A 14,539-nucleotide genomic window follows, 5' to 3' on the forward strand; every position below is an offset into this window, starting at 1 on the left:
GCTCAGCTCCCCCCGACCTGGCTCGTGTAGTCGCTCTGCACCGACTTCAGCAGCCCGTCGGGGGTCTGCTGCCCGGCGACCAGCTTCTGCAGCTGCGGGGTCCAGCTCTTGGCGTAGATCGCGCCCGTGGCGTTGGCGATGAAGTCCATCGCGCCGTTGTCCTTGCCGATCTTCGCGCCCGCCTCCAGGGTGCTCGCGGTGACCGTGCCCGCTTCGACCTCGGGCATCGCGGCGTCCGCGGGGCCCATCGGGTGGGATCCGCCGACCTTCACGCCGATCTCTCGCGCCTTCGCGTCGGTCGCCACCCAGTTGAGGAAGAACGCGGCGCAGTCGGCGTTCTTCGCCCGGGAGCTGATCCCGAAGGTGAGCGGCGCGGACATCGCGGCCTGGGCGCCGCCCTCCTGCTCCGGCGGCATCAGGAAGAAGCCCACGTCGCCCGGCATCTGCTTGTCGAGGTTCCCCGACTCCCAGTCGCCGTTGAACATGAAGAGGCCCTCGCCCTTGATGAAGCGGCTCATCATCGTCGCGTAGTCGACGGCGTTGACGTCCTTCCAGAAGTACCCGGCCTTGATCCACTTCTCCAGGTGCCGCGTCGCCTGCAGGTTCGACGGCGTGTCGATGGTGGCTCCCGGCTTCTGGAAGATCCAGTCGTTGATCGGCCCGGGGGGACCGTAGGCGGCCATGAGGTCCTGCAGCGGGAAGGCGAGCCCGCCGGTGGCTCCGCCGTTGAACTGGGCGATGGGCTGGACGCCCGCGCTCTTGGCCTTCGCGAGGGCGTCGTCCAGCTCCGCCAGGGTGGCCGGGGGCGCCGACATGCCGATCTTCGCGGCGAGCTTCTTGTTGTAGAAGACGCCGGTCATGCTGAAGTTCAGTCCCATGGCGTACAGGGAGCCCTCGCCGCGGGTCTTCCCGCCGGGGGCCATCCGCATCTGCTGGAGCTGCGACGCCGGCCAGGTGTCCCAGCCGAACGCCTTGGCGTAGCCGTCGAGGTTCTTCAGCAGGTTGTTCTTGACGAGCTCGGACACCTGGGGAAGCCGCATCAGGTCCGGCGGGTCGTCCGCCAGGACGCGCGGCGCGTTCTGGGTGATGACCGCGAACTGGTCCTCACGGATGTTCCACTTGACGTTCGGATGCTGCTTGGTGAACTCGTCGGCGAGATCCTTCGGCAGCGGGAATCCGGTCTCGAAGTAGCCGTTGAGCGTGACCGGCGCCGTACCGCAGGTGGGCGCGGACGAGGGGGACGTGCCGGTGGCCTCCGCCTGGGGGGCGTCGCCGCCCGGGGCCCCGCACCCCGCCGCCAGCGCCCCTCCCAGCGCGACCGTAAGCACCGCTCCGTTCCATCGGCGGATTCGACGCGACATGTGCGTCTCCTTGGGTTGCTCGGGTGTGGTTACTCGGGTTGGGTTGCTCGGGTTGGTTGCGTGAACGGACCACTCGGGGATCCCCTCGACGGCTGACGCCGGACACCCCGGGGTTCGGTTTGCTAAATCGGATTAGCAATGCGGTAGTCTCACCATACGCGTCGCGGGGTGTCAACCCCCTCACAGCACAGGAGGTCGCTCGGTGAGCCCACGACGGGTCACGCTGGCGGACGTCGCCAAGATCGCCGGCGTCTCGCCGACCACCGCGTCGCTCGTGTTGTCCGGACGCGGGCGGGAGCTGCGCATCTCTCAGGATGTCGAGCAGCGTGTGCTCAAGGCCGCGGCCGAGTTGCAGTATCGGCCGAACATCGTATCCGTAGGCCTACGAACTGGGACAACTCGGACTATCGGCTTCGTTTCGGACACGATCGCCACGTCGCGGCTCGCCGGCGACATGATCAAGGGGGCGCTGGAGGCCGCGCGGGAGCGCGGCTTCATGCTGTTCATCGGTGAGACGGAGGGAGACCCCGAGCTCGAACGTCTCCTGCTGCAGGCCATGCACGACCGTCAGGTGGACGGGCTCATCCTGGCCGCGATGTACACGCGGACCATCAGGGTGCCCAAGGGGATGGGGGCCGCCCCCGCCGTGCTGCTCAACGCGCTGCCCAAGCAGCGGTCCCCGCTGCCCTCGGTGCTCCCCGACGAGGTCGAGGCCGGCCGCCGCGCCGCGCGGGTCCTGCTCGACGCGGGCCATCGCGAGGGCATCCATCTGATCGGCGCCGGTCCCGGGCGGCGTGACCTTCCCCGGGGAGGCGGCGTCGCGGCCGTCGAGCGGCTCATCGGCATCCGGGAGGTGTTCCGCGAGGCGGGGGTCAAGGTGGCGGGCGCCCACGTCTGCGCCGACTGGCAGCCGGAGTACGGCCTCGCCGCGACCAGGGCGCTGCTGGAGGGCGAGCGGCCGCGCGCGTTGATCTGCTTCAACGACCGGGTCGCCCTGGGCGCCTACCAGGCGCTCGACGACTTCGGGCTCAAGGTGCCCGGCGACGTCTCGGTCGTCTCCTTCGACGACCACCCCATCGCCGCGTGGATGCGCCCCAAGCTCACGACGGTGGCGCTCCCCCACTACGAACTGGGCCGTAAAGCGGTGGACGTCCTGTTCGCGGAGATGGGCCGTGACGGTGACGACGCCGTCCGGGAGGGCGCCGTACGCGAGGGCGCCGTACGGGAGGGCGAGGTGCACCGGGTGCCGATGCCCGTCCGCCTCCGGGAGTCGGTCGCCGCGGCGGCGCCGTGACCCGGCGGCCGCGCGAAGGCGTTCCGGCAGCCGTGCCCGGGCTGCCGGAACCCCCTCAGTTCTGTGACTTGCCCCCGGTCAGCCGGGAGATCGCCAGGGCGGTGAGGATGATCGCCCCGTTGAGCGCGTCGATCCACTGCGCGGGCACGCCCGCGAGCGTCAGGACGTTCTGGATCATGTACAGCAGCAGGATGCCGGTGAACGCGCCGAACACCGTTCCCTTGCCGCCGTTGAGGCTGACCCCTCCGATGACGGCGGCCGCGAACACGGTGAAGATCGCTCCGTTCCCCTGGGAGGCGGCGACGGAGGCGAGCCGGCCCGACAGCATCAGCCCGCCGAGCGCGGCCAGCGCGCCGGCGGAGATCAGCGTGATCCACAGCACCCGGTCGGTACGGATGCCCGCCGCCTTGGCGGCGTCCACGTTGCCGCCGATGGCGTACAGCGCGCGGCCGAACCGGGTGAACCCCAGCAGGACGATGCCGGCCGCGAACAGCAGCAGGCAGATCCAGATCGACGCGGGCACGCCGAGCCACATCGTCGAGCCGAGGTAGGTCATGGACTCGGGGAGGTTGAAGAAGGTCTGCCCGCCGGAGATGCCCGTCAGGAGGCCGCGCAGCACGATGAGCATGCCCAGCGTGACGATGAAGCCGTTGAGCCCGAAGCGGACGATGAACAGCGAGTTCACCATTCCGACGAGCACCCCGACCAGGAGGGTGATCGGGATCGCCCACGCCCCGGACAGCAGCCCGAGCCCGTGTCCCGCTCCCGCCGCGACCGTCAGCCAGGCGGCCACGCCGGGAGCCAGCCCGAAGGTCGACTCCAGCGACAGGTCCATCCTGCCGGCGACCAGCACGAGCGTCTGCGCCAGGACGAGCAGCGAGATCTCCGACATCGTCTGCAGGATGTTGATCAGGTTGTCGGCCTGCAGGAAGATCGGGCTCACGATCTGCCCGACGATCGCGATCACGATGATCGCGGGGACCAGGGCGAAGTCCCGGAGCCGCGCCAGCGGAATCGGGGAGCGGCGCCCTCCCGTTCCCGCGTTCTCCGGCGGCGCGGAGCCCTGGGGGTGGCCCGTCCCCGGGTGGGCGGCGGTGGTCTCAGGCATCGAGGTCGACTCCTTCCATGGCGGCCACCATCTCGTGGTCGTGCCAGCCGGCGGCCAGGTCCGCGACGACCCGGCCGTGGAACAGCACGAGCACCCGGTTGCACAGCCGCAGATCGTCAAGTTCATCGGAGGCGATCACGACGCCGGTGCCGTTCCCGGCGATCTCCTCGACCTTTTCGAGCAGGAACTCCTTCGACCGGACGTCGACCCCGGCGGTCGGCGTGATCAGCACGAGCAGGCGGGGGTCGTTCGCCAGGGCGCGGGCCATCACCACCTTCTGCTGGTTGCCGCCGGACAGGCCGGAGACCGGCAGGTCCGGGCCGGGGGTCTTGATCGCCAGATTGGTGATCATCTGGCGGGCCAGCGCGTCCTTGCGGCGGCCGCTGACGAACCCCGCCGACCCGAGCCGCTCGGGCACGGTCATCGTGGTGTTGTCGGCGATCGACATCAGCGGGACGAGCCCCTGGTGGTGCCGGTCCCTGGGGACGAATCCCACGCCCGCGGCGAGCGAGTCCGGCACGCTCCCCGGTCGCGGGCGCTCACCGGCCACCTCCATGGTCCCGGCCTGCGGGGCCCGCAGCCCCACGATGGTCTCGGCGAGCTCGGTCTTCCCGCTGCCGCCCAGACCGGCCAGGCCAACGATCTCTCCCTCGCGGACCCGCAGGTCGACGTCCTGGTAGACGTCGCCGTCACTCAGGCCCCGGACGTCGAGGACCACCGGGGCCTCGGCCGCGACCGGCGGGCGGACGGCGTGCTCCCGCAGGCCGGCCGCCTCCCCGGTCATCGCCGCGACCAGCTCTCCCTGCGGCAGGTCGGTCACCGGCGCGGTCAGGATGTGCCGGGCGTCCCGGAACACGGTGACCGTGTCGCAGATCTCGTAGATCTCCTGCAGGTGATGGCTGATGAACAGGAAGGTCACTCCCTGGTCCCGCATCGCCCGCATCCGGTCGAAGAGCCGCGAGATCGCCGCGCCGTCGAGCTGCGCGGTCGGCTCGTCCAGGATGATGAACCGCGCGCCGAACGACAGCGCCCGGGCGATCTCCACGAACTGCCGCTGCTCCACGCCGAGCTCCCCGGCCGGCCGGCGGACGTCGACGTCCACCGACCAGGCCTCCAGGAGCTCGGCGGCCTTCCGCCACACGCCCTTCCAGCCGACCAGCCCGAACCGGTTGCGATCGTGCCGGTTCAGGTACAGGTTCTCCGCCACGGTCAGCTCAGGGATGATCGTGGACTTCTGGTAGACGCAGGCGACCCGTTCCCGCCACGCGTCGCGGTCGGACAACCGCGGCGCGGGCGCCCCGGCGAAGCGGACCTCGCCCTCGTCCGGCGCCTGCAGGCCGGTGAGGATGGAGACCAGCGTCGACTTGCCCGCGCCGTTGCGGCCGACGAGCGCGTGGGTCTCTCCCTGCCTGATCGTGATGTGGGCGCGGTCCAGCGCCGTCGTCTCGCCGTATCTCTTGGTGACGCGTTCCGCCTCGGCGACGGGCGGGCCGGAGTGGACCGGCTCGCCGTCGCGGGCGGGCGAAGGGCTCGCGGGCCCTGCCGCGAAATCGCCCATTGTCATGCCTCTCAGCTCAGGTTGTTGCCCCACAGCGACTTGTCGTCGTGCTTGACGCTGGGGATGTCACCGTACGTACCGCCGTCCGCGGTGACCAGAGGCGCGGAGAGCTGGTCTTCCAGCAGACCGGGCCGCACCTCGATGATGTTGCTGTCGTGGTCGGTCTTGCCCGGCTGGAAGGTCTTGCCCTCGGCCGCCGCCTGCGCGTACGACAGCGCCCACTTGGCGTAGAGGTCCGCGGGCTGCGAGACGGTGGCGTCGATGTTCCCGGAGGCGATGTCCTTGAGCTCCTGCGGGATGCCGTCGTTGGAGACGACGAAGACGTGCTTGGGGTCGTCCGGCGGCACCAGGATGTTCCGCTGCTTCAGCACCTGCAGCGTGCCCGCGAGAGCGAAGCTCGACTGCATGTAGACGCCCTTGATGTCCGGGTTCGCGGTGAGCCTCGTGGAGAGCTTCTGCGCGGCCACGGCGCCGTCCCACTTCGTGGCCTCGCCGAAGACCGTGATGCCGGGGTAGTTCTGCTTCATGCAGTCGTTGAACGCCTCGGTGCGGTCACGGCCGTTGATGGAGGCGAGGTCGCCCTCCAGCATGACCACCTTGCCCTTGCCCTGAAGCTTCTCGCCCAGGAACTTGCAGGCCTTCTCGCCGTACGCGCGGTTGTCGGCGCGCACGACCATGAACGCGTTCCCCGTGTCGGGGCGCGTGTCCACCAGCACGGCGGGGATCTTCTTACCCTCCAGCTGCTGCAGCGTGGGGGCCACCGCGGCGGTGTCCTGCGGCGCCATGACCACGGCCTTGACGCCCTGGCCGATCTGCGTCTGCACGTTCGCGGCCAGCTTGGCCACGTCGTTCTGGGAGTTGGTGGTCTTGAGGTCGACGCCCAGTTCGCCGGCGAACTTGGGCACGTACTGGATGTAGGAGTTCCAGAAGTCGGTGTCCGACCGCGGGTAGTCGACGCCGACCACCGGCTTCGCCGCCGTGTCCGTACCGCCGGAAGCCGCGCTCCCCTCGCCCCCGGAACCGCCGTTCCCCCCGCACGCGGCGGCGAGGAAACCCGACATGGCCAGAATCAGCCCGGCCCCGAAGCGTCTGCGTCTCATAGTCTCTCCTTCTGCATCGCCACGACGGGCCTGCCGTGACCGACCGCGCCCGCGGGCTCGATCGGGCCCGCGCCAGGGACGCGCGAGCCTCCGGCGAGGCTGCCCTCGTACGTGCTCATTATTGACAGAACATGGGATGTCTTTCTATGGCCAAAACCATGTCAGTGTCCAGACCTCCCGGCGTCGGAATCGCCGAAACCCCTGAAATTCGGGGTTAAAGTCCTGCTCCCCGGCCGGAGTGCAACCGGTTCCGCAGCTCGGTGGGGTGGGGAGGCCGGGCCGAATACATCGCATGTTTGCCACCACCGCCGGAGGCCGCGACGTGACCTTCCGTGGGTCTCGGCACGCCGCCGTCCCTTTCCGGCCGTCCCATATCCGGCGCTCCCGGGCCGGCGCGGCACCGGGCCGTGTGGCTGTTCACGACCCCCGCGTACGAAGATTCGGGTATGTCGTTGACCGAGCAGGCGATCGAACGCATCCGGCAGCTCATCAAGGACGGGACCCTGCCCCCGGGCGCGCGGCTGCCGCCGGAGCAGGACCTCGCCGCCGAGCTCGGGCTGTCCCGCAACCTGCTCAGGGAGGCCGTGCGCTCTCTCGTCACCACCCGCGTGCTGGAGGTGCGCAGGGGCGACGGCACCTTCGTCACGAGCCTCAAGCCGGAACTGCTGCTGGAGGGCGTCGGCCTCGCCGTGGAGATGATGCGGGGCGACGACCTTCTCGAGATCACCGAGGTGCGGCGGCTGTTCGAACCGGTGGCCACGGCGCTGGCCGCCACCCGGATCACCGCCGCCCAGCTCGCGGAGGTGGGACGCCACCTCGACGCGATGATCGCCGCCCAGGACGACGTGGAGCTGCTCAACCATCACGACGACGCCTTCCACCGCGCCGTGTTCGCGGCCACGGGCAATCGATCGCTGTGCGCCCTGCTCGCCGGCATCGCCGGCCGGACGCTCCGCGCCCGCGTGTGGCGCGGACTGGTGGTGGAGAACGCGGCCGGCCGGACGATCGCCGAGCACGCCGCCATCTACCGGGCGCTCGCGGACGGCGACGCACCCCTCGCCCAGGCGGCCGCGCTGCTGCACGTGAACACCACGGAGACCTGGCTCAGGGAGAACCTCGGCCGTCCGGTGCCCGGCCTCGCGGGCGAGCCGCCGGAGTGACCGCACCGGCGGCGAGAGCGCGCCGTGAAACTTACAGACATCCCATGCCTTTGTAAGGCCGGCCGTCATGCCGGGCCCGGCGCCGTGGCGCGGACGACGAGGGCGGGCCGACGCCGGCCGCCAGGGCCCGCGGCATGCGCGAACGTCGCCGAAGGGGTGTGGCCTGACCACCCTCCGGCATGGCGGCGGACCGCGGAACAGGCACCGGTGAGTGGCCGCCGGTCGCGTTGGGTCTGGACAGGCCTCCCGGCCCGTCCTACAAAGACATCCCATGTCTTAGCAGTAACCCTCGTGCGCGGCACCCCACAGGACCCCCTCCCCGAAAGGCACGCCCATGTCTTCGCCTTCGTTCCGGATGAGCCGCCGCCAGTTGCTCGCCTCCGCCGCGGTCGCCACGGCCGCCGGTGTGCTGAAAGCCGGCCCCGCGTGGGCCACCGCCGGCCCGCAGAGCTACAGCGCGAGCTGGTCCTCGGTCGACCAGCACCCGCCGGCCGCCGAATGGTTCCAGGACGCGAAGTTCGGCATCTACTACCACTGGGGCGTCTTCAGCGTCCCGGCGTACGCCAACGAGTGGTACCCGCGCAACATGTACAACAGCGGGTCGAACGAGAACAACCACCACAAGAGCGTCTACGGCGACCCGTCGGCGTGGCCGTACCACAACTTCATCAACGGCGCCCGGGACAAGGCCGGCAACTGGGTGCAGTTCGCGCCGAAGCTGAAGTCGGCCGGCGGCAACTTCGACCCCGACGAGTGGGCGCAGCTCTTCGCGGACGCCGGCGCGAGGTTCGCCGGGCCGGTGGCCGAGCACCACGACGGCTACTCGATGTGGAACAGCAGGGTGAACGAGTGGAACTCGGTCGCCACCGGCCCCAAGCTCGACCTGCTGCGCCTGCACGCGGACGCCATCCGGGCCAAGGGCCTGAAGCTGCTGGTGGCCATGCACCACGCCTACAACTTCACCGGCTTCTACCAGTGGGTGCCGGCACAGTCCAGCACCAGCCTCAAGAAGCTGTACGGCCAGCTCGACAAGACCACCGAATACCAGCTCTGGCACGACAAGCTCAAGGAGATCATCGACGGCTACCAGCCCGACGTCATCTGGGAGGACTTCAACCTCAGCCAGATCCCCGAGTCGTACCGGCTGAACTTCCTGTCGTACTACTACAACCAGGCGGTCGCCTGGAACAAGGACGTCGTCGCCACCTACAAGGACGGGTACAACACCCGGGGCGAGGTGGTCGACTACGAGCGCGGCGGCCCGGCGGGCATCCAGACCCCCTACTGGCTGACCGACGACAGCATCTCCAGCTCCAGCTGGTGCTACACGAACGGCATCGGCTACTACTCGCTGAACGCCATGCTGCACTCGCTGATCGACCGGGTCAGCAAGAACGGCAACATGCTGCTGAACATCGCGCCCATGGCCGACGGCACCATCCCCTCCGGGCAGCGGTCGATCCTGCTGGGCATCGGCGACTACCTCAAGCGCTTCGGCGAGTCCATCTACGCCACCCGGGCCTGGGCGGCCTTCGGCGAGGGTCCCACGCAGATGGGCGGCGGCTCCTTCACCACCCCGCGCGCGGGCACCGCGCAGGACATCCGGTTCACCCGCAGCAAGGACAACACCGTCCTGTACGCCACGGTGCTGGGCTGGCCGGGCGCCACGCTGAACATCGCGACGCTGGGCTCGAACCGGATCAGCCTGAGCAACCTCGCCTCGGTGCAGCTGCTCGGCTCGTCGGCGGGCCAGTACACCAACCTGCCCAACCGCACCCAGGACGGCTCGGGCCTGCACATCTCGATGCCCTCGTCCAACGCCCCGTTCACCGCACCCGCGTACGTGGTCAAGCTGACCTTCAACGGCCAGATCCCCTCCCTGGGCTCCGGCGGCACCCCGACCGGCTACGTGCGGATCGCAAACGTGGCCACCGGACTGGTGCTGGACAGCGGCGGCAACGTGGCGTCGGGGTCGAACGTCAAGCAGTGGAACTGGGACGGCAGCAACAACCTGCAGTGGCAGCTGGTCGACCTGGGCGGCGGTTGGTACCGGATCGTCAACCGCACCAACGGCATGGTCATCGACAGCTGGGGCAACACCGCCAACGGCGCCGTCGCCAGGCAGTCGGCCTGGAACGGCGGCAACAACCAGCAGTGGCGCCTCAACGACGTCGGCAACGGCCGCTACCAGATCATCAACCGCGGCACCGGGACCTCCCTCGACGGCATGGGCTACACCAGCGCCGGCTCCGCCGTCGGCATGTGGACGCCGAACACCAACGCCAACAACCAGTGGACCGTCACCGGGGTCTGACCCGCCGGGCGGCCCGCCCTCACGGGGACGGGCCGCCGTCCTCGGGGCACGTGCGCGCTCACCGGGCGAGACTCTGGCCGAGGAGCGCGCACGCGGAGACCGCCGCCACGGCGAGGACGGCCCCGCGCACCCGTCCGCCGTCGAGATAGCGCCGCAGCGGCCCCGACGCGGCGTGGCCGAGCAGGACGAACGGCACCAGCGCCGCCCCCGCGACCAGTGCGCGGGCCGGCAGCCTGCCGAGGAGGCCGAGGATGACGAGCGACTGCGCGGCGCTCAGGCAGAAGAACGTCGCCAGCGTCGCCCGGATCTCCGGGCCGCGGGCGCTCTGGTAGACGAGGGCGATCGGCGGCCCGCCGATCCCCGTGGCCGTTCCGGTGATGCCCGACAGGAACCCGGCCGCGGTCAGCGTCGCGCCGTTGCGGGGCACCGCGACGGCGCGCGCCGTCAGCACCACCGCGGCCAGCACCATGACGCCGACCAGCACGCCCAGCGTCGCCGTGCTGACGTAGACGATCACCAGGGCCCCGGCGGCGCTTCCCGGCAGCCTGCCGAGGAGGGCGAAGCCCGCGCCCCGCCACTCGGTCCGGCGCCACTCCCGGGCCAGCGTGAACAGCGGCATCGTCATGTTGACGACCTGCACCGCGCCGGGCATCACCGTCGGGTCGAGCAGGGTGATCACGGGAGCCGCCACCAGGCCGAGCCCGAACCCCACCCCGCCCTGCACGACCGCCCCGGCGAAGACGGCCACTCCCGCGACCAGCAGCAACGCCGCCTCGTGATCCATGGCGGGACCCTAGCGGGGGCTCCCCGCGTCGCGGCAACCGGTTATCCGGCCCGGGAACTTAGACAATCACCGTCAGTAATCAATATATGTTGCGAGAGTAATCACAGGGTCCGTAGACTCCCTCACAGCGACAGCGCTGTAGCGCTTTCTGTAGACCCCTTTGTAGACAGGATCGTAGCCTCGCGGTATGAGCAGCGAGCAACGCCACACGACGATCCGGGTCAGCACGCTTACTCGCGACAAGGTCGCGGCAATCGCGAAGCAGGAAGGCAGACCCATGACAGCAGTGATCGACGACGCGGTCGCCGAGTACGAGCACAAGAAGTTCTGGGAGGAGATGCGAGCGGCGATCGAGCGGACCCGCCGGGAAGATCCCGAAGGGTGGGCCGACTATCTGGCGGAGACCGCCGTCTTCGACCGTGCCGCCGCGGACGGGCTCGAGCCCGAGGACTGGTCCTCCCACCTCACCCCGAAGGAGCCTGATGCGGATAACACGCGGTGACCTCTGGCTGGCCGACTTCGGCCGGCCGACAGGTCACGAGCAGGGCGGGCAGCGGCCCGTGGTGGTCGTGAGCGGGCGCGTGCTCAACGACGTGCATGTGGGCATCGTGCTCACGGTGCCGCTGACCACGGCCCAGCGCGACTGGCCCAGCCATGTCGAGATCGACCCGGGCACGGGCTTGAAGAAGCAGAGCTGGGCGATGGTGGAACAGTTCCGTGCCGTCTCCGTCCAGCGGCTGACTCGCAGGATCGGCTGGGTGGAAGAGCCGGCCCTGGCGAAGATGCACACCGTCCTCGGCTATCTCATGAAGCCGTGAAGCGCGTCTGACGCAAGCCGGCGACCTGGCCACGAAACCAGGCCGCCGGCTTGCGCCGAACGTGTCAGCTCTTGGCGAGCAGGGAGCGCAGGACGTACTGCATGATGCCGCCGTGGCGGTAGTAGTCGGCCTCTCCCGGGGTGTCGATCCGCACCACGGCCTGGAACTCGACGTCCCCGGCCCGCACGGTCACGGTGGCGGGGGTCGCGCCGGCGTTCAGCTCCTCGACGCCGACGATGTCGAAGGTCTCCTCGCCCGTCAGGCCGAGCGACTGCGCCGTCTCGCCCTCGGGGAACTGCAGCGGCAGCACGCCCATGCCGATCAGGTTCGACCGGTGGATGCGCTCGTACGACTCGGCGATGACGGCGCGGACGCCGAGCAGCGCGGTGCCCTTGGCCGCCCAGTCGCGCGACGAGCCCGAGCCGTACTCCTTGCCGGCCAGGACGACCAGCGGGATGCCGGCGGCCTGGTAGTTCTGCGAGGCGTCGTAGATGAACGCCTGCTCCCCGCCCTTGGTGAAGTCGCGGGTGAAGCCGCCCTCCACGCCGTCCAGCAGCAGGTTGCGCAGCCGGATGTTGGCGAAGGTGCCGCGGATCATCACCTCGTGGTTGCCCCGGCGGGAGCCGTAGGAGTTGAAGTCCCTGACCTCGACGCCGTGCTCGCGCAGGTAGCGACCGGCCGGAGTGTCGGCCTTGATCGATCCGGCGGGCGAGATGTGGTCGGTCGTGACCGAGTCGCCCAGCTTGGCGAGAACCCGGGCGCCCCTGATGTCCGTCACCGGCTCGGGCTTGGCGGGCATGCCGTCGAAGTACGGCGCCTTGCGGACGTACGTCGAGTCGGAGTCCCACTCGAAGGTGTCACCGGTCGGGATCGGCAGCGACCGCCAGTGCTCGTCGCCCTTGAACACGTCCGCGTAGTCGCGCAGGAACATGTCCTGGCCGATCGACTCGGACACCACGGCCGCGACCTCCTCGGGCGCGGGCCAGATGTCCTTGAGGAAGACCGGCTGCCCGTCGGCGCCGACGCCGAGCGGTTCGTTGTTCAGGTCGATGTCCATCGTCCCGGCCAGCGCGTACGCCACGACCAGCGGCGGCGAGGCCAGGTAGTTCATCTTGACGTCGGGGTTGATGCGCCCCTCGAAGTTGCGGTTGCCCGACAGCACGGCGGTGACCGCGAGGTCGTTCTCCTGGATCGCCTCGGAGATCTCCGGGTCCAGCGGGCCGGAGTTGCCGATGCAGGTGGTGCAGCCGTACCCGACCAGGTTGAAACCGAGCTTGTCGAGGTACGGCTGGAGGCCGGACCGCTCGAAGTAGCCGGTGACGACCTGGCTGCCCGGGGCGAGGGAGGTCTTCACCCACGGCTTGCGCGCCAGGCCCTTGTCCACGGCGTTCCTGGCGAGCAGGGCCGCGCCGAGCATGACGTACGGGTTGGACGTGTTGGTGCAGGAGGTGATCGCGGCGATGGTGACCACGCCGTGGTCGATCTCGAACGAGGCGCCGTCCGCAGGCGTGACCCGCGTCGGGCGGTGCGGCCGCTCGCCGTTACGCCGCACGGCGTGCGGCACGTCGCCCGCCCCGCTGTGGGAGATCGCGGGCGAGTCGGAGGCCGGGAACGACTCGGCCGACGCCTCGTCGGCGGGGCCCTCGATGCATTCGTCCGTGACGTACGTGCGCACCGCCGCGCGCCAGGCCGACTTGGCGTCCGACAGCGGGATGCGGTCCTGCGGGCGCTTCGGCCCGGCGATCGACGGGACGACGGTCGCCAGGTCGAGCTCGATGTACTCGCTGAAGACGGGCTCGGGGGCCGAGGGGTCGAGCCACAGGCCCTGCTCCTTGGCGTACGCCTCGACCAGCGCGACCTGCTCGGGCGAGCGGCCGGTGAGCGTGAGGTAGTCGGTCGTCTGGCCGTCGATCGGGAAGATGGCGCAGGTGGAGCCGAACTCCGGGCTCATGTTGCCGATCGTGGCGCGGTTGGCCAGCGGCACGCTGCTGACGCCCTCGCCGTAGAACTCGACGAACTTGCCGACGACGCCGTGCTTGCGCAGCATCTCGGTGATCGTGAGCACGAGGTCGGTGGCGGTGGCGCCGGCGGGCAGCTTGCCGGTCAGCTTGAACCCGACCACCCGGGGGATCAGCATGGAGATCGGCTGGCCGAGCATCGCGGCCTCGGCCTCGATGCCGCCGACGCCCCAGCCGAGGACGCCGATGCCGTTCTCCATCGTGGTGTGCGAGTCGGTGCCCACGCAGGTGTCGGGGTACGCCCGGCCGTCGCGGATCATGACGACCCGGGCCAGGTGCTCGATGTTGACCTGGTGGACGATCCCGGTGCCCGGCGGCACGACCTTGAACTCGTCGAAGGCCGTCTGGCCCCAGCGCAGGAACTGGTAGCGCTCGCGGTTGCGCTCGTACTCCCGGTCGACGTTGCGCTGGAAGGAGTCGGGGTGGCCGAAGTAGTCCACGATGACCGAGTGATCGATGACCATCTCGGCGGGGGCCAGCGGGTTGATCTTCGCGGGGTCCCCGCCCAGGTCGCGGACGGCCTCACGCATGGTGGCGAGGTCCACCACGCACGGGACGCCGGTGAAGTCCTGCATGATCACTCGGGCCGGGGTGAACTGGATCTCCACGCTCGGCGTGGCGTTCGGGTCCCAGCCGGCGAGCGCGCGGATGTGGTCGGCGGTGATGTTCGCGCCGTCCTCGGTGCGCAGCAGGTTCTCCAGCAGGATCTTCAGGCTGTACGGGAGGCGCGCCGACCCCTCGACGGCGTCCAGCCGGTAGATCTCGTATGACGCGTCACCGACGCGCAGCGTGTCACGGCTGCCGAAGCTGTTCGCGGACACGAAGTTCGCCTCCCCAGGGTTCCGGGCTTGTTCACAAGTTCGCTATGCATCCTCCCGCACCGAAGGAACACTCCTGACAATGAGGTCGCCCTTACCTGTGCGGCGCGAGGATGTCTCGACATCAAGATATCTCCCCGGATATCTCGACATCAAGTTACTTGCGAGTAGATGCCCGAATTTCGCGCCTCCGCAGGCCGCCGGCC

Annotated in this window: 12 protein-coding genes; 5 read left to right on the forward strand and 7 right to left on the reverse strand. The window is 69.8% G+C overall.

Features of this window, described 5'->3' with window-relative positions:
* Positions 1-2 precede the first annotated feature (2 nt).
* The gene (locus tag HHX37_RS07710) at positions 3-1,361 is read right to left on the reverse strand and encodes an ABC transporter substrate-binding protein (RefSeq protein WP_182880021.1); all 1,359 of its coding nucleotides are present in this window, start codon (positions 1,359-1,361) and stop codon (positions 3-5) included.
* Positions 1,362-1,563: 202 nt separating this feature from the next.
* Between HHX37_RS07710 and HHX37_RS07715 the strand changes: the two genes are divergently transcribed.
* The gene (locus HHX37_RS07715) at positions 1,564-2,655 is read left to right on the forward strand and encodes a LacI family DNA-binding transcriptional regulator (RefSeq protein ID WP_182884942.1); all 1,092 of its coding nucleotides are present in this window, start codon (positions 1,564-1,566) and stop codon (positions 2,653-2,655) included.
* A gap of 55 nt (positions 2,656-2,710) precedes the next feature.
* Here the strand turns inward: HHX37_RS07715 and HHX37_RS07720 are convergent, their stop codons facing one another.
* Genes HHX37_RS07720 through HHX37_RS36365 form a run of 4 tightly spaced genes read right to left on the reverse strand, consistent with a single transcriptional unit; the run spans position 2,711 to position 6,540 of the window.
* A complete protein-coding gene (locus tag HHX37_RS07720; RefSeq protein ID WP_111698058.1) occupies positions 2,711-3,763 on the reverse strand; it encodes an ABC transporter permease in 1,053 nt (350 codons plus the stop codon).
* Positions 3,756-5,327, reverse strand: coding sequence for a sugar ABC transporter ATP-binding protein (locus HHX37_RS07725; RefSeq protein ID WP_182880019.1), 1,572 nt, complete (start codon positions 5,325-5,327; stop codon positions 3,756-3,758). Before HHX37_RS07725 ends, HHX37_RS07720 begins: the two co-directional genes overlap by 8 nt.
* A 5-nt stretch (positions 5,328-5,332) precedes the next feature.
* Complete coding sequence (locus tag HHX37_RS07730; RefSeq protein ID WP_182884943.1) at positions 5,333-6,421, reverse strand: sugar ABC transporter substrate-binding protein; 1,089 nt, start codon at positions 6,419-6,421, stop codon at positions 5,333-5,335.
* Positions 6,418-6,540, reverse strand: a complete 123-nt coding sequence (locus tag HHX37_RS36365; RefSeq protein ID WP_259402304.1) for a hypothetical protein — start codon at positions 6,538-6,540, stop codon at positions 6,418-6,420. Before HHX37_RS36365 ends, HHX37_RS07730 begins: the two co-directional genes overlap by 4 nt.
* A 327-nt stretch (positions 6,541-6,867) precedes the next feature.
* On the opposite strand from HHX37_RS36365, the gene HHX37_RS07735 reads away from it, so the two are divergent.
* Together HHX37_RS07735 and HHX37_RS07740 are read left to right on the forward strand one after the other, a co-directional pair.
* Entirely contained in the window at positions 6,868-7,581 is a 714-nt protein-coding gene (locus HHX37_RS07735; RefSeq protein ID WP_182874276.1) for a FadR/GntR family transcriptional regulator, read from the forward strand.
* 334 nt (positions 7,582-7,915) lie between these two features.
* The gene (locus HHX37_RS07740) at positions 7,916-9,895 is read left to right on the forward strand and encodes an alpha-L-fucosidase (protein ID WP_182884944.1); all 1,980 of its coding nucleotides are present in this window, start codon (positions 7,916-7,918) and stop codon (positions 9,893-9,895) included.
* A 58-nt stretch (positions 9,896-9,953) separates the two neighbouring features.
* Here the strand turns inward: HHX37_RS07740 and HHX37_RS07745 are convergent, their stop codons facing one another.
* Positions 9,954-10,679, reverse strand: a complete 726-nt coding sequence (locus HHX37_RS07745) for a sulfite exporter TauE/SafE family protein (protein ID WP_111698062.1) — start codon at positions 10,677-10,679, stop codon at positions 9,954-9,956.
* A gap of 187 nt (positions 10,680-10,866) precedes the next feature.
* Between HHX37_RS07745 and HHX37_RS07750 the strand changes: the two genes are divergently transcribed.
* Both HHX37_RS07750 and HHX37_RS07755 read left to right on the forward strand, forming a co-directional pair.
* On the forward strand, positions 10,867-11,181 hold the full coding sequence (locus tag HHX37_RS07750; RefSeq protein ID WP_182884945.1) for a hypothetical protein: 315 nt from the start codon (positions 10,867-10,869) through the stop codon (positions 11,179-11,181).
* On the forward strand, positions 11,162-11,497 hold the full coding sequence (locus HHX37_RS07755; RefSeq protein WP_220498858.1) for a type II toxin-antitoxin system PemK/MazF family toxin: 336 nt from the start codon (positions 11,162-11,164) through the stop codon (positions 11,495-11,497). Before HHX37_RS07750 ends, HHX37_RS07755 begins: the two co-directional genes overlap by 20 nt.
* Before the next feature lie 64 nt (positions 11,498-11,561).
* Here HHX37_RS07755 and HHX37_RS07760 read toward each other — a convergent pair whose 3' ends face one another.
* Positions 11,562-14,336: an aconitate hydratase gene (locus tag HHX37_RS07760; protein WP_111698064.1), complete on the reverse strand. Its 2,775-nt coding sequence runs from the start codon at positions 14,334-14,336 to the stop codon at positions 11,562-11,564.
* Positions 14,337-14,539 lie beyond the last annotated feature (203 nt).

Source organism: Microbispora sp. H10885, assembly GCF_014161415.1.
GTDB lineage: Bacteria > Actinomycetota > Actinomycetes > Streptosporangiales > Streptosporangiaceae > Microbispora > Microbispora triticiradicis.